General features: G+C 66.3%; 18 protein-coding genes. 7 read left to right on the top strand and 11 right to left on the bottom strand.

The annotated features are described in order from the left end of the window. The first annotated feature begins 9 nt into the window (after nt 1-9). The 3 genes from KYC_RS01445 to KYC_RS01435 are packed head-to-tail and all read left to right on the top strand — an operon-like array spanning nt 10 to nt 2,650. A complete protein-coding gene (locus KYC_RS01445) occupies nt 10-1,050 on the top strand; it encodes an ABC transporter substrate-binding protein (protein WP_008158093.1) in 1,041 nt (346 codons plus the stop codon). Next, nucleotides 1,043-1,852, top strand: coding sequence for an ABC transporter ATP-binding protein (locus KYC_RS01440; protein ID WP_008158092.1), 810 nt, complete (start codon nt 1,043-1,045; stop codon nt 1,850-1,852). Before KYC_RS01445 ends, KYC_RS01440 begins: the two co-directional genes overlap by 8 nt. 3 nt (nt 1,853-1,855) lie before the next feature. Continuing rightward, the gene (locus tag KYC_RS01435) at nt 1,856-2,650 is read left to right on the top strand and encodes an ABC transporter permease (protein ID WP_008158090.1); all 795 of its coding nucleotides are present in this window, start codon (nt 1,856-1,858) and stop codon (nt 2,648-2,650) included. A gap of 25 nt (nt 2,651-2,675) precedes the next feature. Here the strand turns inward: KYC_RS01435 and KYC_RS01430 are convergent, their stop codons facing one another. The 4 genes from KYC_RS01430 to KYC_RS01415 are packed head-to-tail and all read right to left on the bottom strand — an operon-like array spanning nt 2,676 to nt 6,493. Then, complete coding sequence (locus tag KYC_RS01430) at nt 2,676-3,251, bottom strand: biliverdin-producing heme oxygenase (RefSeq protein WP_008158088.1); 576 nt, start codon at nt 3,249-3,251, stop codon at nt 2,676-2,678. Further along, a complete protein-coding gene (locus tag KYC_RS01425) occupies nt 3,248-3,910 on the bottom strand; it encodes a hypothetical protein (RefSeq protein ID WP_008158086.1) in 663 nt (220 codons plus the stop codon). Before KYC_RS01425 ends, KYC_RS01430 begins: the two co-directional genes overlap by 4 nt. Nucleotides 3,911-3,921: 11 nt before the next feature. Further along, complete coding sequence (locus KYC_RS01420; RefSeq protein ID WP_238531871.1) at nt 3,922-4,278, bottom strand: response regulator; 357 nt, start codon at nt 4,276-4,278, stop codon at nt 3,922-3,924. 25 nt (nt 4,279-4,303) lie between these two features. After that, nucleotides 4,304-6,493, bottom strand: a complete 2,190-nt coding sequence (locus tag KYC_RS01415) for an ATP-binding protein (RefSeq protein WP_043517245.1) — start codon at nt 6,491-6,493, stop codon at nt 4,304-4,306. 100 nt (nt 6,494-6,593) lie between these two features. Between KYC_RS01415 and KYC_RS01410 the strand changes: the two genes are divergently transcribed. Then, nucleotides 6,594-7,121, top strand: a complete 528-nt coding sequence (locus KYC_RS01410; protein ID WP_008158080.1) for a carboxymuconolactone decarboxylase family protein — start codon at nt 6,594-6,596, stop codon at nt 7,119-7,121. A gap of 43 nt (nt 7,122-7,164) precedes the next feature. Here the strand turns inward: KYC_RS01410 and tal are convergent, their stop codons facing one another. Next, entirely contained in the window at nt 7,165-8,118 is a 954-nt protein-coding gene (tal, locus tag KYC_RS01405) for a transaldolase (protein WP_008158079.1), read from the bottom strand. A gap of 237 nt (nt 8,119-8,355) precedes the next feature. Between tal and carA the strand changes: the two genes are divergently transcribed. From carA to KYC_RS01390, 3 genes are all read left to right on the top strand, one after another. After that, a complete protein-coding gene (carA, locus tag KYC_RS01400) occupies nt 8,356-9,510 on the top strand; it encodes a glutamine-hydrolyzing carbamoyl-phosphate synthase small subunit (RefSeq protein WP_008158076.1) in 1,155 nt (384 codons plus the stop codon). Between the two features lie 10 nt (nt 9,511-9,520). Beyond that, nucleotides 9,521-12,760 carry a carbamoyl-phosphate synthase large subunit gene (carB, locus tag KYC_RS01395; protein WP_008158074.1) on the top strand — a complete coding sequence of 1,080 codons (3,240 nt, stop codon included), beginning with the start codon at nt 9,521-9,523 and terminating at the stop codon, nt 12,758-12,760. A gap of 76 nt (nt 12,761-12,836) precedes the next feature. After that, a complete protein-coding gene (locus KYC_RS01390; RefSeq protein ID WP_008158072.1) occupies nt 12,837-13,601 on the top strand; it encodes an SDR family oxidoreductase in 765 nt (254 codons plus the stop codon). A gap of 19 nt (nt 13,602-13,620) precedes the next feature. Here KYC_RS01390 and KYC_RS01385 read toward each other — a convergent pair whose 3' ends face one another. The 6 genes from KYC_RS01385 to KYC_RS01360 form a co-directional block, all read right to left on the bottom strand. Further along, entirely contained in the window at nt 13,621-14,265 is a 645-nt protein-coding gene (locus tag KYC_RS01385) for a histidine phosphatase family protein (RefSeq protein ID WP_008158069.1), read from the bottom strand. A gap of 26 nt (nt 14,266-14,291) precedes the next feature. Then, nucleotides 14,292-15,200, bottom strand: coding sequence for a LysR family transcriptional regulator (locus tag KYC_RS01380; RefSeq protein WP_008158067.1), 909 nt, complete (start codon nt 15,198-15,200; stop codon nt 14,292-14,294). A gap of 15 nt (nt 15,201-15,215) precedes the next feature. Continuing rightward, nucleotides 15,216-16,301, bottom strand: a complete 1,086-nt coding sequence (locus KYC_RS01375) for an ABC transporter ATP-binding protein (RefSeq protein WP_008158065.1) — start codon at nt 16,299-16,301, stop codon at nt 15,216-15,218. Next, on the bottom strand, nt 16,298-18,010 hold the full coding sequence (locus tag KYC_RS01370; RefSeq protein ID WP_008158063.1) for an ABC transporter permease: 1,713 nt from the start codon (nt 18,008-18,010) through the stop codon (nt 16,298-16,300). The genes KYC_RS01375 and KYC_RS01370 overlap by 4 nt, the downstream gene beginning before the upstream one ends. A gap of 92 nt (nt 18,011-18,102) precedes the next feature. Then, on the bottom strand, nt 18,103-19,428 hold the full coding sequence (locus KYC_RS01365) for an ABC transporter substrate-binding protein (RefSeq protein WP_008158062.1): 1,326 nt from the start codon (nt 19,426-19,428) through the stop codon (nt 18,103-18,105). Between the two features lie 121 nt (nt 19,429-19,549). Next, nucleotides 19,550-19,972 carry a FlxA-like family protein gene (locus KYC_RS01360; RefSeq protein ID WP_008158060.1) on the bottom strand — a complete coding sequence of 141 codons (423 nt, stop codon included), beginning with the start codon at nt 19,970-19,972 and terminating at the stop codon, nt 19,550-19,552. Nucleotides 19,973-20,076: the final 104 nt, after the last annotated feature.

Genomic DNA, 20,076 nt, shown 5'->3' with positions numbered 1-20,076 from the left:
GACAAACCAATGTCAGTCACCCGCCGTGAACTGCTCAAGATGGCCGGCGCCGCCGGCGTCATGGGCATGGCCCCCGCCATCGTGCGCGCACAGAAGCTCGAAAAGTCCAAGGTCCAGATCGCAGTCGGCGGCAAGCCGCTGATCTACTACCTCCCGCTGACCATCGCGGAAGTGCGCGGCTACTTCAAGGACGAAGGGCTGGATGTCAGCATCGCCGACTTCGCGGGCGGCTCCAAGGCCTTGCAGGCCGTGGTTGGCGGCAGCGCCGACGTCGTGTCGGGCGCCTTCGAACACACGCTGTCCATGCACTCCAAGGGCCAGGCCTATCGCGCCTTCGTGCTGCAGGGCCGCGCGCCGATGATCGGCGTGGGCGTGTCCAAGAAGAACCTGCCCGGCTACAAGGGCCCGGTTGACCTGAAGGGCAAGAAGATCGGCGTGACCGCGCCCGGCTCGTCCACCAACATGGTGGTCAGCTTCTTCCTGGCCAAGCACGGCCTGAAGGCGTCCGACGTTTCCTTCATCGGCGTGGGCGCGGGTGCGGGCGCGGTGACCGCGTTGCGCAGCGGCCAGATCGACGCCATCTCCAATACCGACCCCGTGGTCTCGATGCTGGAGATGCCCGGCGAAATCCAGATCATCGTCGACACGCGCACGCTCAAGGACACGAAGGACATCTTTGGCGGCAACATGCCGGCCGGCTGCCTGTACGCGCCGCAGACGTTCATCGACGCCAATCCGAACACCGCGCAGGCGTTGACCAACGCGATAGTCCGCGCCGACAAGTGGATCCAGAAGGCCGGCCCGGAAGAGATCGCCAAGGTGGTGCCCGAGACCTATCTGCTGGGCGATCCGGCCGTGTACAAGGCCGCGCTCGCCAAGAGCATGGAAGGCCTGTCGCCCGACGGCATGATTCCGGAAGACGGCGCCGCGACCGCGCTCAAGGCGCTGGCCGCCTACCAGGCTGACTTCAACAGCGCCAAGGTAGATCCGTCCAAGGTCTGGACCAATGAGTTTGCCCGCCGCGCCAACGAGAAGTATGCCAATGGCTGAGGCTGCGCTGTCGCTGGAAAACATAAGTTGCACCTTTGTCTCGCGTGACGACCGTTCGCAGCGCTACACCGCCGTCAGCGACACGACCCTGGCCATCGCGCCAGGGGAGTTCGTGTCGGTGGTGGGCCCGACCGGTTGCGGCAAGTCCACGCTGCTCAACGTCAGCGCGGGCCTGCTCGCGCCGTCCTCGGGCCAGGTGAAGGTATTCGGCAAGCCCCTGGCCGGCATCAACGAACGCGCGGGCTACATGTTCCAGGGCGAGGCGCTGCTGCCCTGGCGCAACGCGCTCGACAACGTGGTCGCCGGCCTGGAGTTCGCCGGCGTGCCCCGCGCCGAAGCGCTGGACCGGGGCCGTGAATGGATGCGCCGCGTCGGGCTGGGGGGCTTCGAGGGGCGCTATCCGCACCAGATGTCCGGCGGCATGCGTAAGCGCGCCATGCTGGCCCAGACCCTGATCCGCGACCCCGACATCATCCTGATGGATGAACCCTTCTCGGCGCTGGACATCCAGACGCGCCAGCTCATGGAAAACGAGGTCCTGGACCTGTGGATGGCCAAGCGCAAGGCCGTCCTCTTCATCACGCACGACCTGGACGAAGCCATCGCCATGAGCGATCGCGTGATCGTGCTGTCGGCCGGCCCGGGCACCCATCCCATCGGAGAGTTCACCATCGACCTGCCGCGTCCGCGCGACGTGGCGGAAGTGCGTATCGACCCGCGCTTCGTCGAACTGCACGCGGCCATCTGGGGCGTGCTGCGCGAAGAAGTGCTCAAGGGCTATGCCCAACAGAAGCGAGTCTGATTCATGGCCAAGCTGATCAAACCCGGTTCCTCCAGCCTGCGCTTCTGGCAATTGCTGCTGCTTGTCGTCATCCTGGCCGTCTGGCATTTCGCGTCGCGCGATCCCAAGGTGGCCTTTTTCTTCGGCGAACCGCTGAAGGTGTGGGGCCGCATCTGGGCCTGGTTCGTCACCAATGCCGACATCTACGGGCATCTTGCCGTCACGCTGACGGAAACCGTGCTGGCGTTCTTTATCGGCACCATCGCCGGCCTGGGCTTCGGCCTGTGGCTGGGGCTGTCGCCGCGCGCCAGCGCGATCCTGGACCCCTACATCAAGGCGGCCAACTCGATGCCGCGCGTCATCCTGGCGCCCATCTTCGGCATGTGGTTCGGCCTGGGCATCTGGTCCAAGGTGGCGCTGGCGGTGACGCTGGTGTTCTTCATCGTGTTCTTCAACGTCTATCAGGGCGTGCGTGAAGTCAGTCCGACGCTGCTGGACAACGCCCGCATGCTGGGCGCGCGCAAGCGCCAGCTGCTGCGCCACGTCTACCTGCCGTCGGCCACCAGCTGGGTATTCTCCAGCCTGCACACATCCGTAGGCCTGGCCTTCGTGGGTGCGGTCGTGGGCGAGTACCTGGGTTCTGCAAGCGGGGTGGGCTACCTGATCCTGCAGGCCGAGGGCACGTTCGATGTGAACACCGTGTTCGCGGGCATCATCGTGCTGACGGCCTTCGCGCTGATTCTGGACACGATCGTCGGCGTGGGTGAAAAACGCCTGATGAAGTGGCAGCCCCGTTCGGGCGAGACCGAAAAGCTCTAACCGGCCGCCAGCGGCAAAGCGGGCGTCAGGTCCGCAGCGCCTGCTGGCTGCGCAGCCAGGCGGTCAGACTGTCGAAGGCGTCGCAGGCGCCTTGCAGGGCCTGGGGTTCGCGGCCCTGGGCGCCGGCTTCACTGTCCAGATGCAGCAGGAATTCCTTCCATAGCGGTCCCACCTGTTCGCCGTAGCCGCGCAGGTAGCGCAGCGGCAGGGCGGGTGCGACGTCCTCCAGGCGCTTGGCCAGAAAGCGTCCCCCCAACTGCGAACCCTCGACCACATAAGCCACACCCAGCGCATAGGCGTCGGGCGCGTCCAGCGCGGGCGTGTCGCGGCAGCGCGGCGCGTCGGCGCCGGCTTCGGCTTCGGCCAGGTCCTGGCGCAGCCAGGCGCTTTTGCCGCCGCGTTCCTGCGCCCGCAGGCTGGCGGGCCAGTCCAGTTGCCAGAGCCGTCTTTCCAGCGGCTCCAGCCACCCCAGCAGGGCGCACAGGTAGTTCAGGTAACGGTCGCGGTCGACGTGGCCTTCGGCCAGCGCCAGCCCGCGGTCCAGCGTTTCGTGACGTTCTCGCGTGCCGTCGCGCAGCACCTGGTGCACCGGAGAAATCATGGGAGCAGCTCGCCTGTGGTTAGATGCGTGGGCAGGTAAAGCGACCAGCAGCGGTCCTGGCGTTCCATGCGCCAGCCCGCGGCGGCCGCTAGCAGTTCAACTTCCCGCGGGGTAATGACCGGCGGCTGTGCGGCGCTATCCGCGGCGTACTGGGGAAGGCGGGCGCGCCAGACGCCCGGCTCGGAAGCGTCCAGTTCCAGTTCCGCGTCCGCCGCCAGTTCGGAAATCAGGCTCAGCAGCCAGGCCAGCGCCAGATAGCGCGAGCTGAAGCGCGGCAACTCGGCGGGGGCGATTTGCTCGGGCCAGCGGATGGTGCGCCGGGACAGCAGCAGTTGCGAAAACACCAGCTTGCGGCATTCCTGCAGCAGATCTGCGGCGGCCGCGACGGCGCCGTCGTCGCTCAGCCACTGCTCCAGTCCGCGCACGGTGCCCACGCCTTCCTCCAGCATGGCCGATACGTCGTCCGACAGCCGCTGGCAGCGCTGCTGCAAGGCGTCCGCCGGCGCGCCTTCGGGCGCCTGGCGCAGCATCGCGGCGGCCAGCGAGGCGTTGGACAACGGCCCCAGGACATCATGGCGCAGGACGGGAAACACCTGGCCCAGGATCTTGAACTGCACGCCCTTGACGGCCAGGGTGTTTGGTAAATCGGGAAACATCATCGGCGTGGCGGTCAGGCGGCCTGGCGCAGGATGGCCACGAGCGCGTCGGGATCCGCGGGCTTTTCGATCCAGCCGGTGAACAGGTTGGCGGAGCCGTCGCGCCGGTCCTGCCGCGCCAGTCCGCTCAATGCGTAGATGCGGGGAGGGTTCGGGTGGTCGAGCAGGCGTTTCGCCAACTGGTAGCCGTCCATGTCGGGCAGCAGGATATCCAGCAGTACGGCATCCGGCGCGAATTCGGTCGCCAGTTCAAGGGCTTCAGCGGCATTGGCGGCGCAGCGCGTTTCAAGGTTGGAAAGCGCCAGGAATTCGGCCAGCAGTTCCGATCCCATTTCGTTGTCGTCAACCAGCAGAACCCGCAACGGGCGCACTTCGTCCAAGTTATATCTCCCAGCTTCAAGAGGATTGAGTTTCATGCATGGCGCGCGGCAGCGTCACCGTGAAAATGACCAGGCCATCGCGGCATTCGACCGAGATCCGGCCGCCGTGGTCGCGCACGACCTGTTCCGCGATGTACAGACCCAGCCCCAGCCCGCTCCGGTTGCGCGAGTGGCCAACCGATTCGGGCTTGAAAGGCGAAAACAGATGCGCGAGCAGGTCCGGGGCTATTGGCTCTCCGTGGTTGGTAACGGTAAGCTCGATGACGTCGCCGGCCTGCTCGGCCTTCACCAGGATAGGCTGGCGCGGGGCGCCGTGCTGGCGCGCGTTGCTCATCAGGTTGGTGACCACCTGCGCGATGCGGTCGGTGTCGGCCATGAGCGTCAGGCCGGCAGGCACCTCGGGTTCGATGCGCAGCCCCGGATAGGCCTGGCGCTTTTCTTCGATCAGGCTGGCCAGCAGCGCGGAAAGGTCGCACAAGCGCTTTTCGATGCCCAGTCCCAGGCCGCCCTGCAGGCGCGACAGGTCCAGCACCTGGGAGATCAGGCGCTGCATCCGGCCGCTGGAATAGCGGATGCGCTCGCCCATGCGCGCGCCGGAATCGGTGCGGGACAGCAGGGTGGCCGCCATGGAGATGGATTGCAGCGGATCGCGCAGGTCGTGGCCCAGCATTGCCAGCAATGCGGTGCGGGCGCGGTCGACGTCGGCGGTGCGGCTGGTGGCGATGTGGGACAGTTCGTCGCGCAGATTGTCGGCGGCGTCGAGTTCGGCCGGCAGCCAGGGCGAGCAGATGCCTCGCACGACTTCCCGCCAGGCCTCGAACGAGCCGCGCGGCGTCAGCCGCGGGCCCAGGCTGCCCACCGCGTATTGCTTTTCCGGTTTGCCACCCCAGACGACCGTTTCGATCTGCTCCTTGCGCAGCCAGATCAGCCAGCCATTGTTCATGGGGTCGAACTTGCAGGCGAGCAGGCCGGCGTAGGGCACCAGGTCTGTCTGCAATCCGGGGTAGTCGTGCGCGATGTCGGTCGTGTGAACCAGGCGCTGCCCGCTCTGGTCCAGCGCGCACAGGATGCCGGCCAGCTCGCCGCGCGGCGCGATTCCGCCGAACACGGTCACGCTGTTGCCCCACAGGCAAAGCGCGGCGTCGCTGGGAATTAGCGACGCCGGGGTAGGGTCGCCGCCCGAAAGCGCCTGGTGCACGTTTTCGAAGGCGGACGCGCGCTCGGCCAGCTGGCTTACCAGCGCGGCGCTCTGGCGGGCCTGCTCGGCGCGCTCGCTGCTTTCCAGGTTGGTCAGCGCCGCGGACACCACCTGGGCCAGCGCCTCGCAGGCCAGGCGGACGGGGTAGGGGATGGGCCGCGGCGTATGGTGATGGCAGGCGATCATGCCCCACAGCCTGCCGCCGATCACCAGCGACAGGCTCATGGATGCGCGCACGCCCATGTTCGCCATGTATTCAAGGTGGATGGGCGACACGCTGCGCAAGACGCAGAAGCTCATGTCCAGCGGGCGCGGCTCCGGCGACGGGGCACCCAGCACGCGCACCGGCTGATAGGCCGCGTCGGCGATCTGGCGCAGCGTGTTAACCGTGTAGAGCCGGCGGGCCTGCGCGGGAATGTCGCCTGCGGGGTAGCGGCGGCCCACCCAGTCGTCCAGGTCGCCACGGCGCTGTTCGGCCACGATCTCGCCGCTGTCGTCCGGGTGGAAGCGGTAGGCCATCACCCGGTCGAAGCCGGTGGCCCGCTGCACTTCCCGCACCATGCTGTCCAGCAGGCCCTGGATATCGCGCTGCCGGCGAACCCGTTCGATGCTGCGATAGATGGCTTCGGGAGCGGCGATGCCCGCGCCTTCGGCCCGCAGTTCCAGTTCCACGATGGTAAGGCCGTCCGTATTGCGATGGCCGACGACGTCGTAGGCGTCGGAGCCCAGCGCCAAGGTGACGGGATCGAAAATGGGGTCGGGGTTTCCCAGCCAGGCGGAAAGGCATTGCGCCAGTTCGGCGGGTAGCGAACCGGGCGGGCAGGGCTGGTCCAGCGTCAGGCAGGCGTCCAGCGTCTGCGCCGCGTTTTCGCTGGCATAGCGCAATGTTCCATCCCCGTCGAACGCAAGCAGCACTCCGAGCGGCTGAATGGCGCCCGGGATGTGGATGGGTTCGCTGTCGCAGTTCGCGAGAGTGAATGGGGGGTAGGATTGGGTCGGCGCATTCATTCGTGTGGGGTACCGTAGACGCGCGGCTGTCCTGTCATTATGTCAAATATATTGTGAGAATGTGTGCATTTGCTGCCCCATCCACCCTTCTGGAGTTCCCATGGCCCGGTTGCCCTACGCTGATCTGACTCATCCCGAAGCACGCCCCCTGGTCGACCGCATCGTCGCCGAACGCGGCAGCGTGCTGCACCTGTACCAGATGCTGCTCCACAGCCCCGCCGTGGCGGGGGGCTGGCTCAATTACCTGACATCCATCCGCCAGCTGAGCACCCTGCCGGGCGACCTGCGGGAACTGGTGATCATGCGCGTGGCCGCGATCAACGGCGCGCCCTATGAAGCCGACCAGCACGCCCCGATCGCATTGAAAGAGGGCGTGTCGCAGGCGCAGCTGGATGCGCTGGACGCCTGGGAAAATTCGGCCCTGTTCAGCGAGCGTGAAAAGGCGGTGCTGGCCTATACGGACGCCATGACGCGTCACGTCCAGGTGCCCGAGGCGGTGTTTCAGGCGGCCAGGACGGCGATGGGATCGGAAAAGCTGCTGGTGGAACTGACCGCGACGGTCGCGGCCTACAACATGGTGTCGCGGTTCCTGGAAGCCCTGCAGGTGCACTCCCACGATCACCGGTAACCGCGGCATGCGCGCCGGGCGCGCGCATGCCGGCGGTACGGACTTAGCCGCGCTGGGCGTCGATCAGGGCGTCCAGCTTGATGGCGTCGGCCACGAACAGGCGGATGCCTTCCGACAGTTTTTCGGTGGCCATCGCGTCCTCGTTCAGCAGGGTGCGGAACGTGACCTCGCCGGCGCCGATACGCGCGATGTCGCCCCCGGTATCGGTGGCGCGCAACTGGGCCGGCGCGTCGCCCTCGGTGGCGGCCAGCTTGTTCAGCAGGTCCGGGCTGATCGTCAGCAGATCGCAGCCGGACAGGGCCAGTATCTGGCCGACATTGCGGAAGCTGGCGCCCATGATCTCGGTGGAAATCCCGAAGTGCTTGTAATAGCGGTAGATGCCGGTCACGGACTGCACGCCGGGGTCGCGGGCGCCCGCATTGTCCGCCTCTACCCACGAGGCGCCGGCCGATTTCTTGTACCAGTCGTAGATGCGGCCGACAAAGGGCGAGATCAGCTGCACATGCGCGTCGGCGCAGGCCACGGCCTGCGGCAGCGAGAACAGCAGGGTCAGGTTGCAGCGGATGCCTTCGGACTGCAGGGCGCGGGCGGCCTGGATGCCTTCCCAGGTGGACGCGATCTTGATCAGCACGCGCTCGCGCGGGATGCCGGCGGCCTCGTACAGGGCGATCAGGCCGCGGGCGCGCTCGATGGTCGCGCGGGTGTCGAACGACAGGCGGGCGTCCACCTCGGTGGACACGCGGCCAGGCACGATGTCCAGGATGGCGCGGCCGAAGGCGACCAGCAGGCGGTCCATGAGCTCGGGGGTGGACGCGCCGCGGTGCTCGCGGGCGGTCTTTTCCAGCAGCGGGCGGTAGGCGTCCTGCTGCACGGCCTTAAGAATAAGGGACGGGTTAGTGGTGGCGTCCGTGGGACGCAACGCCTTCATTGCTTCGAAATCGCCGGTGTCGGCGACGACGGTGGTGTGGTCACGCAGGGCGTCAAGTTGGCTGGACATGGACGTATACGGCTCGCAGCTTGCTAGGGTTGAAGGTGCCCCTAGCGTATCACCGACGCCGCCGCGCCGCCGTCCGCCGCAAGACCGAGCCGGGGTCGGCGCAACGACCCGGCAATGACGCGGCGCGACCGGCGAAAACACCGGTTTCGGCCTTATTTGGCGCGGTTCGCCGGGAAATACGGCCGGTCAAGGTATAATCCGAAGGTTTGATTATCGATTCTAAAACCGGGGTTTACTGTGCTGCCGCAACTCTTTCCCGAGGGGATCAACCGCTTCCCTCCTGCAATTCTGGCTCTGGCGGACGGTACCATTTTTCGAGGCGTGTCGATCGGTGCGCCTGGCCATACCGTTGCCGAAGTGGTGTTCAACACCGCGATGACCGGGTACCAGGAAATTCTCACCGATCCCAGCTATAGCGGTCAGATCGTCACGCTGACCTATCCGCACATTGGCAACACCGGCGTCAACGCCGAAGACGTGGAAGCCAATCGCGTCTATGCCGCCGGCCTGGTGGTCCGCGACTGTCCCGCCCGCGTGTCGAACTTCCGTTCCACGCAATCCCTGCCCGAGTACCTGTCCGAGCAGGGCATCGTCGCCATTTCCGGCATCGACACCCGCAAGCTCACGCGCATCCTGCGCGAAAAGGGCGCCCAGGGCGCATGCATCTTCGTGGGTTCCGACGCCGAGCGCGCCGTTGAACTGGCCCGCGGCTTTCCCGGCATGGCCGGCCAGGATCTGGCCAAGGTCGTGTCCATCAAGGAAAGCACCGGCTGGACCGAAGGCACCTGGCAGCTCGGCGAAGGCTTTACGTCGCCCGAGCAGTCCAAATTCCACGTGGTCGCCTACGACTACGGCGTGAAGAGCAACATCCTGCGCCTCCTGGCCGACCGCGGCTGCCGCATCACGCTGGTGCCGGCCCAGACCACCGCCGAAGACGTCTTCAAGCTCAATCCCGACGGCGTGTTCCTGTCCAACGGCCCCGGCGACCCCGAGCCCTGCGACTACGCCATCGAGGCCACGCGCGCCTTGCTGGACAAGAAGCTGCCGGTGTTCGGCATCTGCCTGGGCCACCAGATCATGGGCCTGGCGGTGGGCGGCAAGACCGTCAAGATGAAGACGGGCCATCACGGCGCCAACCATCCCGTGCAGGACCTCCAGTCCAAGCGCGTGTTCATCACCAGCCAGAACCACGGATTCGCGGTCGACGCCGCCAGCCTGCCTGCCAACACGCGCGTGACGCACGTCTCGCTGTTCGACGGCACGCTGCAGGGCTTCGAGCTCACCGACCGCCCGGCCTTCTGCTTCCAGGGCCACCCTGAAGCCAGCCCGGGTCCGCACGACATCCTGGAGCTGTTCGACAAGTTCATCAGCCTGATGTCCGGCCAAAAGTAAAGATTGCATCATGCCCAAGCGTACAGACCTAAAAAGCATTCTCATCATCGGCGCCGGCCCCATCATCATCGGGCAGGCCTGCGAATTCGACTATTCCGGCGCGCAGGCGTGCAAGGCGCTCAAGGCCGAGGGCTATCGCACCATCCTGGTGAACAGCAACCCGGCCACGATCATGACGGACCCGGAAACGGCCGACGTCACCTACATCGAGCCCATCACCTGGCAAGCCGTCGAAAAGATCATCGAACGCGAAAAGCCCGATGCGCTGCTGCCCACCATGGGCGGCCAGACCGCGCTGAATTGCGCACTGGACCTGGCCCATCACGGCGTGCTCAAGAAGCACAACGTTGAACTGATCGGCGCCAACGAGCACGCCATCGAAAAGGCCGAAGACCGTCAGAAGTTCAAGCAGGCCATGACCGACATCGGCCTGGAATCGGCCAAGTCGGGCGTCGCCCACAGCATGGACGAAGCCTGGGAAGTGCAGCGCCGCATCGCGGCTGAAGTCGGCACCTCGGGCTTCCCCGCCGTGATCCGCCCCAGCTTCACCATGGGCGGTTCGGGCGGCGGCATCGCCTACAACGCCGAAGAATTCGAAACCATCTGCCGCCGCGGCCTGGAAGCCTCGCCCACCAGCGAACTCCTGATCGAAGAGTCGCTGCTGGGCTGGAAGGAATTCGAAATGGAAGTGGTCCGCGACAAGGCGGACAACTGCATCATCGTGTGCTCCATCGAAAACCTGGACCCGATGGGCGTGCACACGGGCGACTCCATCACCGTGGCGCCGGCGCAAACGCTGACCGACAAGGAATACCAGATCATGCGTAATGCGTCGATCGCGGTGTTGCGCGAAATCGGCGTGGATACGGGCGGCTCGAACGTGCAGTTCGCCGTCAATCCCAAGAACGGCCGCATGATCGTCATCGAGATGAACCCGCGCGTGTCGCGTTCGTCGGCGCTGGCGTCCAAGGCCACCGGCTTCCCCATCGCCAAGGTCGCCGCGCGCCTGGCCGTGGGCTACACGCTGGACGAGCTCAAGAACGAAATCACCGGCGGCGCTACGCCCGCCTCGTTCGAACCCTCGATCGACTACGTCGTCACCAAGGTGCCGCGTTTCGCATTCGAAAAATTCCCCACCGCCGACGCGCGCCTGACCACCCAGATGAAGTCCGTCGGTGAAGTCATGGCCATCGGCCGCACCTTCCAGGAATCCTTCCAGAAGGCGCTGCGCGGCCTGGAAGTCGGCGTCGACGGCCTGAACCAGAAGACCACCGACCGCGAAAAGCTGCAGGTCGAGCTGGGCGAGCCCGGCCCGGAACGCATCTGGTACGTGGGCGACGCCTTCGCGCAAGGCTTCTCGCTGGACGAAGTGCACAACATTACGCACATCGACCCGTGGTTCCTGTCGCAGATCAAGGAAATCGTCGACATCGAACTCGCGCTGGAACAAAAGACGCTGGCCGACCTGGACTACGCCACGCTGTGGGAACTCAAGCGCCGCGGTTTCTCCGACCGCCGCCTGGCCTTCCTGCTGGATTCCTCGGAATCCGAAGTGCGCAAGCTGCGTCACCAGCTGAACGTGCGTCCGGTCTACAAGCGCGTCGACACCTGCGCCGCCGAATTCGCCACCCGCACCGCCTACATGTACTCCACGTACGAGGAAGAGTGCGAAGCCGCGCCCACCGACCGCAAGAAGATCGTGGTGCTGGGCGGCGGTCCGAACCGCATCGGCCAGGGCATTGAATTCGACTACTGCTGCGTGCATGCCGCGCTGGCGCTGCGCGATGACGGGTACGAGACCATCATGGTCAACTGCAACCCGGAAACCGTGTCCACCGACTACGACACGTCCGACCGCCTGTACTTCGAGCCGCTGACGCTCGAAGACGTGCTGGAAATCGTGCACAAGGAAAATCCGGTCGGCATGATCGTCCAGTACGGCGGCCAGACGCCACTGAAGCTGGCGCGCGCCCTGGAGGCAAACGGCGTGCCCATCATCGGCACCAGCCCCGAATCCATCGACGTCGCCGAAGACCGCGAGCGCTTCCAGAAGCTGCTCAACAAGCTCGGCCTGCGCCAGCCGCCCAACCGCACCGCGCGCACCGAAGGCGAGGCCCTGGCCCACGCCGCCGAGATCGGCTATCCGCTGGTCGTGCGCCCCAGCTACGTGCTGGGCGGCCGCGCCATGGAAATCGTGCACGAGCAGCAAGACCTCGAGCGCTACATGCGCGAGGCCGTGAAGGTCAGCAATGACTCGCCCGTGCTGCTGGACCGCTTCCTGAACAACGCCACCGAAGTCGACGTGGACTGCCTGGCCGACGGCGAAACCGTCTTCATCGGCGGTGTCATGGAACACATCGAGCAGGCCGGCGTGCACTCGGGCGACTCGGCTTGCAGCCTGCCGCCGTACTCGCTGTCGGCGGAAGTCATCGCCGAGATCAAGCGCCAGACCACGATGATGGCCAAGGCCCTGAACGTCAGCGGCCTGATGAACGTGCAGTTCGCCATCCAGGGCGGCGACGTCTACGTGCTGGAAGTGAACCCGCGCGCATCGCGCACGGTGCCCTACGTGTCCAAGGCCACCGGCCTGCAACTGGCCAAGATCGCCGCGCGCGCCATGGCCGGCCAGACCCTGGCCGCGCAAGGCATCACGAAGGAAGTCGTGCCGCCTTACTTCTCGGTCAAGGAAGCCGTGTTCCCGTTCGTGAAGTTCCCGGGCGTGGACACCATCCTGGGTCCGGAAATGAAGTCGACCGGCGAAGTGATGGGCGTGGGCATGAGCTTCGGTGAAGCCTTCGTCAAGTCGCAGCTCGCCGCCAGCGTGCGCCTGCCGGAATCCGGCACGGTGTTCATCAGCGTGAAGAACCAGGACAAGCCCCGCGCCGTCGAAGTGGCGCGCGGCCTGCACACGTTGGGCTTCAAGCTGGTCGCCACGCGCGGCACGGCTGCCGAGATCGAAGCCGCCGGCATTCCGGTGCAAGTGGTGAACAAGGTCAACGAAGGCCGCCCGCACATCGTCGACATGGTCAAGAACGGCGAGATCTCGCTGGTCATCAACACCGTCGAAGAGCGCCGCAACGCCATCGCCGACTCGCGCACCATCCGCACCCAGGCGCTGGCCGCCCGCGTGACCTTCTTCACGACCATCGCCGGCGCCCGCGCCGCGGTTGAAGGCATGCAGTATCTGCGCCAGGGGCTGGGCCTGCAGGTCTACCCGCTGCAAGAGCTTCACGCCTCCCTGCAGAAGTAAGCCGGCAGTACACAATTAGGGCACGCGAAAGCGTGCCCTAATTTTTTGCAACGCGACAACAGGCGGGTCAGCACACATGGACAGAGTCTTCATCACCGGCGCCAGCAGCGGCCTGGGCCGCGCCCTGGCGCAGCAGTACGCGGCGCGGGGCGCCACGCTGGGCCTGCTGGGCCGCCGCGAGGACGCGCTGCGCGAATTGGCCGGCAGCCTGCCAGGCGCGCACCGCTGTTACGCCGTGGATGTGCGGGACCGCCCGGCGCTGCATGCGGCGGCGCAGGACTTCATCGCGTTCTGCCAGGGGCGCGTGGATGTGGTCGTCGCCAGTGCCGGCATCAGCGCGGGCACACTGACCGACCATGGCGAGGACTACGACGTCTTCAAGGCCATCGTCGACACCAATCTGCTGGCCACGGTCGCCACGTTCGAGCCGTTCATCGCTTCCATGCGCGCCGCAGGTTCGGGGCGTCTGGTGGGCATCGCCAGCGTGGCCGGCGTGCGGGGATTGCCGGGGGCGGGTGCCTACAGCGCGTCCAAGTCGGCGGTGGTGACCTACTGCGAGAGCCTGCGGCTGGAACTGGCCGCGCAAGGCATCCAGGTCGTGACGATTGCGCCCGGCTACATCAAGACCGCCATGACGGCCCATAACCCGTATTCGATGCCGTTCCTGATGGAAGCGGACGCATTCGCCAAGCGCGCGCAGGCGGCGATCAGCCGGGGCGCGAGCTACACGGTGATCCCGTGGCAGATGGGCGTGGTGGCCAAGCTGATGCGGCTGCTGCCCAATGCGGTCTACGACAGGCTGGCTCGCAACGCCCCGCGCAAACCGCGCAAGGCGGTCTGAGACGCGGCGCCACATCTTTTCAAGGCACGACGTCGTCCCCGACCTCCGCGGTCACATGGCCCACGTCGCCCCAATCCAGCACTACCCATTTGCGCCCCTGCACACCGACGCGGTTGATGCTGACATTGAGCAGCGCCGCGTCGCGCGGCGCGTTCAGCGGGACGCCCGATGCATGGCGCCAGATGATGTCCAGCACGCCGCCGTGCGTGAACATCAGGATGCGCTCGCCTTCATGGCGGCTGGCGATGTCGTCCACCGTCGAGATGACGCGGGACTGGAACTGGCCCAGGGCTTCGCCGCCGTCCAGCGGCCGCAGCGGATCGCGGCTCTTCCAGGCGGCCGCGGCCTCGGGCGCCTGCACGTCGATGCGGTCGTGGTCCAGGCCTTCCAGCACGCCGAAGCCGCGCTCGCGGATGCCGGGTTCTACGCGCACGCGCAGGCCCAGTTGCTCGGACACCGGCACGGCGGTGGCGTGCGCACGTTGCAGGTCGCTGCTGTAGATGGCGTGGATGGGCGTATGCCGGGCCTCTTCGCGCATGCGGGCGGCCAGCAGGCTGGCCTGGTTGACGCCGAACTCGTTCAGGGGGATGTCTTGCCAGCCTTGCAGGCGCCGCTGGCGGTTCCAGTCGGTTTCGCCGTGGCGGATGAACCAGATTTCAGTCATTACGGTTTTAAAGCGGGGATTGAGGCTTAGGCCTGGGCCGGCGCGATGGTCGTGCGCGGCTTCCAGATAGCTTGAATGATCGAGCTTAACGCGACCAGCGCGGGCTCGCTAGCGCGTTCGTACGGCAGGATGAACCCCAGCATGGCGTCGACCCGCGCCTGGCCCCAGACGATGAAGTCATTGGACGCCGCGCCCGCCAGGGCGGTTTCCTCCCGAAGCAGGGCGCAGCCGGCCCCGGCGCGGACCAGCGCTTCCAGATTGGCCTGGTCGTCATTCTGCATCACCACACGCGGGGAAAGCCCGTGCCGTTCGAACATGTCGCGCAAGAGCAGATGCGTATGGCTGCCGGACGGGCCGTCCAGCCATGGCAGTTGCGCCACTTCGCGCCAGCCGCCGCGCTTGAGCACCGCCGCGTGTTCGCCGGGCATGGCGATGCGGTAGCGCACGCTGCGCAGCGGCAGCCACAGCACACCGCGCGGCGCGTTGGCGGCGATGGTCAGCGCGGCCGGCAGGCGGCCCGTGCTGACCTGCTCGGCCAGCGCCGCGGCGGGCTGGGTCTGGGTCTTGAGCTCCACCAGGGGCAGGCGCTGGGTGACGGCGGACGCCAGTTCCCCCAGCCTGAGGAAATCGGGTTTCTCGCTGGGCACGCCCAGCTCCACCACGCCGTGCAGGCTGCCCTGAAGCTGCTGCGCTTCCGACTTGAACTGCGCGCCCAGCACCAGCAGCGACTCCGCCGTGGGCAGCAGCACTTCGCCCGCCTTGGCCAGGGCCAGGCGGCCGCCACTGCGATCGAACAGCGCCACGCCCAGGCTTTGCTCCAGCGCCTTGATCTGCGCCGTCACGGCAGGCTGGGTCAGCGACAGCGCTTCGGCCGCCTTCGTCAGATTGCCCAGCCGGGCAACCGTGACGAAAGCGCGGATCTGGTAGATTTCCATGGCCGCCAGTGTAGGTCAGGCCGCCAGCAGCCGCACCTGCGTGGGTTCCAGTCCCACCGACACGGGCGCGCCCACCGGGAACGGCGACAACCCAGCCAGATGCGACTGGTCCGCCGTCAGACGCTGTTCCCCCACCTGCACCTGGTAGCGGGTGAACTCTCCCAGGAATTCGCTGCTTTCCACGATGCCCGGCAGCCACACGTAGCGCGCATCGCCCAGGCCGTCCGCCATCTCGATCTGCACGGTGTGGGGGCGAAAGCTCGCGGCCAGACGCGTGGCGGCGGGGGCCTCGCCCGCCAGCGGCAGATGCAGATCGCCCACGCCCTCAACCGCCAGCACCACGCTGCTGCTGGTGCGTTCGCGCACGTTGCCTTCCAGCACGTTCATCGTGCCCACGAAGTTGGCGACGAAGCGGTTCACGGGATAGTCGAACAGCGTGCTGGGCGCGCCGATCTGCTGGACCACGCCGTGGTCCAGCACCGCCATCCGGTCGGCCGTGGTCATGGCCTCTTCCTGGTCATGCGTGACGAAAATCGTGGTGATGCCCAGGCGGCGCTGCAGGCTCAGCAGGTCTTGGCGCATCTGCACGCGCAGCTTCTTGTCCAGGTTGGACAGCGGTTCGTCCAGCAACAGCACCTGCGGCTCGATGACGATGGTGCGTGCCAGCGCAACGCGCTGCTGCTGGCCGCCCGAAAGCTGGTTGGGACGCCGCTTGGCGTACTGGGACAGTCCCACCAGGTCCAGCGCGGCTTCCACCCTGGTCCGGATCTCGGTCCGCGGCAGCTTGCGCTCGACCAGCCCGAAGGCCACGTTGTCCCACACGGTCATGTGCGGCCACAGCGCGTAGTTCTGGAACACCATGCCGATGTTGCGGTTCCAGGGCGGGGTGCCGCTGATGTCCTTGCCGTCCACCAGTAGTTGGCCCGCGTTATGCCGGTTGAAGCCGGCGATCAGCCGCAGCAGGGTGGACTTGCCCGATCCGGACGGTCCGAGCAGGGCGAAGAATTCGCCGGGCTCGATGCTGATGCTGACGTCCTTGAGGACCTCGGTCTTGCCGTAGGACAGCTGGATGTTGCGGCATTCGACGCTGACTTTCTTCATGCGGATTCCCCTTCATTGCGTGCGGGCCGCTGGCGATTTGACGCGCGCTCCACAAGCAGGTGCGATACATACGTGCCGATGGCCACGGCGACCACGGCCAGGACGCCGAGCGCCGCGCCGGGCCCCCGGCCCGCGGCGCTCTGCATATACAGATAGATGCCGTAGCTCATGGGCGCCTGGCTGTCCTTGGTGACCAGCATGATGGTGGCCGACAGCTCCACGGCGGCCGTCACGAAGCTGGTCACGAAGCCCGCCAGCATGCCGCCGGCCATCAGCGGCACGACCACCCGGCGTATCGTGCTCAGGCGCGTGGCGCCGAGCGACTGCGCCGCTTCCTCGAGCGAGACGTGGATCTGCTGCAGCGCCGCTACGCAGGAGCGCAACGCATAGGGCAGGCGGCGCACCGAATACGCCAGCATGATGATGATCCAGGACGACGTCAGCAGGGTGCCGGTGCCTGGCAGCTCAATGCCGCGGAACGTGCGCAGAAAGCCGATGGCCAGCACGATGCCCGGTATCGCCAGGGCGGCGGACGCCATGAAGTCTAGCCATTGCCGCGCGGGCAACCGGGTGCGCAGCATCAGGTAGGCGATGGCGGTGCCCAGGATCACGTCGATGCCGGCAGCCAGGCCGCAATAGAGCAGGGTGTTGGCGATCATGCCCTGCGACTCGGAGAACACGGCCGCATAGTGCGCCAGCGTGTACCCGTCCGGCAGCGGCGCGTAGCTCCAGACGCTGGCCAGCGACAGCAACAGCACGCCGATGTGCGGCGACAGCACCAGCAGCAGCACCAGGATGATCCAGCCGTAGGCCAGCACGCTCTCCAGCGGCCCCAGCTTGCGCTTCTGGATCGAGTTGCCGCCCTTTTGCAGGGTGGAGTAGTCGCGTCCCTTGAGCACCCGCGCGGACAGCCACAGCGCCAGGATCGAGAACCCGACCATGATGACGCTGATGACATAGCCCAGCGGGTCCTCCAGGCCTACCTGCGTGATGCGCAGATAGGCCTGCGGCGCCAGCATGTTGGTCGTGCCCAGCACCAGCGGCGTGCCCAGGTCGTCGAACACCTTCACGAACACCAGCGAGGCGCCGGCCACATAGCCGGGCAGGGCCAGCGGAAAGATCACGCGGCGGAACAGGCGGAATCCGCGCGAGCCCAGGTTGAAGGCGGCTTCCTCCATGGCGCCGTCGATATTGCGCAGCGCCACCACCAGATTCATCAGAATGAACGGAAAGTAGTGGATCGCCTCCACGAAAATCACGCCGTTCAGCCCTTCCATAAAGGGGATCGTGAAGCCGAGCCAGTCGTTGAGCAGCAGGTTGACGCTGCCTGAACGGCCGAAGATCAGCTGCATGGCCACCGCGCCCACGAAGGGCGGCATGATCAGTGGCAGCACGCCCAGGGTCTGGATCAGAAGCGCGCCTCGGAAGTCGAAGCGCACCGTGAAGTACGCCAGCGGCACCGCGATCAGCGACGCCAGCAGCGCCGACCAGCCCGCCACGTACAGGCTGTTGAAGAACGCTTCCCGCATCAGCGGCTGGTTGAAGAACGCGCCGAAGTGGCCCGTCGTGAAACTGCCGTCGGCATTCACAAACGCGCTGTGGAACACCGTGCCCACGGGCACGGCCAAAAAGAGCATCAAAAAGCCGAAAACCAGCAGCGCCACCAATACGGGGCCGGCGGGCAGGCGTGAATGGCCCGAATAATTCATCGAGATTCCCGAAATCGTTGCCAGGGGACAGCCGCCGGCCGCGGCGCGCAGGCTTTCAGGGCCCGCGCGCCGCGGTCAGCGTGGCCGGCAGGTCAGAGCGCGGCGGCTTGCCTTGCCAGCTTGACGGCTTCTTCGTAGTTGGCGCGGGCGCTGCCGTTCCACTCGCCTTCCAGCTTGGTGATTTGCTGGTTCACGGCGGCGTCCTTTTTGTTGCCGGCGAAGATCGCCAGGAAGGCGGGGTCAGCCGCCTTCTTGCTGTCGATCAGCGGCGCCCAGGTCAGCTTGCGCGCCTGATCCAGCAGTTCCGCGGCCTTGCCGCTCTTGGCTTTGTCGCCCAGCTTGGCCTCGGCGTCGTAGATCGCCTTGGTGGCCGCCTGCAACTCCTTCAGCCGGAACGTGACGGTCTGGTCGTACAGCGACTGCACGACGTAATAGCGCGACTGGGACAGGTCGGCATCGAAATGGACCTTGCTGCGCTTGGCGATCTCGGCCGGATCGGGATAGCCCGGCGGGATCTTGCCGGCCAGCGCGGAGTAGGGCAGCACCGGCAGGCGCGAGATCTTCGGCTCCAGCAGCAGTTCCTGGCCCGCCTGGCTCAGCGTGAAGGCGATGAACTTCTTGCCTTCCTCGGTGTTCTTGGCGCCTTCGATCAGCGCGATGTTGGCCGGGACGATGGCGGTCTCGGACGGGTAGACGAACTCGACCGGGAACTTGGAGTACTTGCTGGACAGCCCGAAGAAGTCGATGACCGGGCCGGCGCCGAACTGGCCGTTGTTCACGCCGTCGGGCACGCCGAACGACCGCTCGGTGACGGCGCTGCTGTTGCCCGACATGCGCAGCAACGTGCGCCAGCCTTCATCCCAGCCCTCGCCCTGCAGGATGGTTTCCACGGTCAGGTGCATCGTGCCCGAGCGCGACGGCGACGTGATGCCGACGTGGCCGAACCAGGCCGGCGACAGCAGGTCCTTCCATTCGACAGGCGCGGGGATCTTGTGGGCCGCGATGTAGCGCGTGTTGTAGATGATGCCGTAGCCCGCCAGCGCCTGGCCCAGGTACATGCCGCCGGGATCATTGATGGGGTAGCTGCCGATCTTGTCCGGCACGTCCTTGTTCGCAATATCGGCGGACTTGGCCAGCAGCTTGTCGCGGCCCAGCACCTCGAAGGCGTCCGGCGCGCTGGCCCAGAACACCTCCGGCCGCTGGCCCGCGGGGGTCTCGCGCACGAACGCAATGCCGGATACGGTGTTCTTGTTCAGGATTTCCAGCGTGATGCCGGGGTTGGCCTTCTCGAACGCCGTCTTGTAGGCCTGGGTCAGGTCCTTGGGAAACGATGTGATTACCGTGACGGTGCCGGCCAGGGCCGGCGCCGCGCAGACGGCCAGCAGCGCCCCTGCAAGGGCTGTGCGCATTGCATGCATGGTTTGTCTCCGTGGTTTTTGGATTTGTCAGGAGACATTACCGGCGGGTCCGGCGGGCGTCCAATCAGAAATTTTGATGCGCGCCATCATCCGGGGCGCCTCGAATCGAGGCGCCCGCGCTTCAAGCGGTGGCCGAGACGCCGCCGCCCTGCGCCGCGCGCGCCTGCTGCGCCATGACCTGCGCGATCTGGCCCTGGATCTGCACCGCCTGGGCATTCAGCGCCATCACCTGCTGCGCTTTCATCTCGGCCGACATGCCGCTCGCCTTGACCTTGGCGATCTGATCCATGATCCGCTTGAGCTGCTTTTGCAGTTCCTTGATCTGGCGGGTGTATTCGTCGTCGTTGTCGGTTTCTTCGGTGGCCTGCGAGGTGGACACTTTCATGCCGGCGGGATTGTTGACGCGGACCTTGCCTTCCGCCGTCACCGAAACCGCATCCTGGCCCGAGGCGTTCTTGGCTTCCTTGTTGGCCTGGATCTTTTCGGCCCACATGTCGGCAAGGCTGCCGATGCGGGAGGTGCCGCTTATGGAATTGATTGCCATGATTGCTCCTGCTGCCTGGAGGATTTCGGGGTTTCCACTAATACGGCAAGCGCAGGGCGAAACTTAAACATTGCCGCCTGTTCATGGCCCCCTTTACACTGGCG

It is taken from the genome of Achromobacter arsenitoxydans SY8, from assembly GCF_000236785.1.
GTDB classification, from domain to species: domain Bacteria; phylum Pseudomonadota; class Gammaproteobacteria; order Burkholderiales; family Burkholderiaceae_B; genus Achromobacter; species Achromobacter arsenitoxydans.
This window is presented reverse-complemented; position numbering and strand designations above follow the sequence as displayed.

Bases quoted from the DNA above. Each gene is read 5' to 3' on its own strand.
- KYC_RS01360 (WP_008158060.1), bottom strand. From the start codon at position 19,972: ATGGCAATCAATTCCATAAGCGGCACCTCCCGCATCGGCAGCCTTGCC.
- KYC_RS01375 (WP_008158065.1), bottom strand. From the start codon at position 16,301: ATGAAGAAAGTCAGCGTCGAATGCCGCAACATCCAGCTGTCCTACGGC.
- KYC_RS01445 (WP_008158093.1), top strand. From the start codon at position 10: ATGTCAGTCACCCGCCGTGAACTGCTCAAGATGGCCGGCGCCGCCGGC.
- KYC_RS01385 (WP_008158069.1), bottom strand. From the start codon at position 14,265: ATGACTGAAATCTGGTTCATCCGCCACGGCGAAACCGACTGGAACCGC.
- KYC_RS01440 (WP_008158092.1), top strand. From the start codon at position 1,043: ATGGCTGAGGCTGCGCTGTCGCTGGAAAACATAAGTTGCACCTTTGTC.
- KYC_RS01415 (WP_043517245.1), bottom strand. From the start codon at position 6,493: ATGAATGCGCCGACCCAATCCTACCCCCCATTCACTCTCGCGAACTGC.
- KYC_RS01390 (WP_008158072.1), top strand. From the start codon at position 12,837: ATGGACAGAGTCTTCATCACCGGCGCCAGCAGCGGCCTGGGCCGCGCC.
- KYC_RS01435 (WP_008158090.1), top strand. From the start codon at position 1,856: ATGGCCAAGCTGATCAAACCCGGTTCCTCCAGCCTGCGCTTCTGGCAA.
- KYC_RS01430 (WP_008158088.1), bottom strand. From the start codon at position 3,251: ATGATTTCTCCGGTGCACCAGGTGCTGCGCGACGGCACGCGAGAACGT.
- carB (WP_008158074.1), top strand. From the start codon at position 9,521: ATGCCCAAGCGTACAGACCTAAAAAGCATTCTCATCATCGGCGCCGGC.
- KYC_RS01365 (WP_008158062.1), bottom strand. From the start codon at position 19,428: ATGCATGCAATGCGCACAGCCCTTGCAGGGGCGCTGCTGGCCGTCTGC.
- KYC_RS01370 (WP_008158063.1), bottom strand. From the start codon at position 18,010: ATGAATTATTCGGGCCATTCACGCCTGCCCGCCGGCCCCGTATTGGTG.
- tal (WP_008158079.1), bottom strand. From the start codon at position 8,118: ATGTCCAGCCAACTTGACGCCCTGCGTGACCACACCACCGTCGTCGCC.
- KYC_RS01410 (WP_008158080.1), top strand. From the start codon at position 6,594: ATGGCCCGGTTGCCCTACGCTGATCTGACTCATCCCGAAGCACGCCCC.
- KYC_RS01425 (WP_008158086.1), bottom strand. From the start codon at position 3,910: ATGATGTTTCCCGATTTACCAAACACCCTGGCCGTCAAGGGCGTGCAG.
- KYC_RS01380 (WP_008158067.1), bottom strand. From the start codon at position 15,200: ATGGAAATCTACCAGATCCGCGCTTTCGTCACGGTTGCCCGGCTGGGC.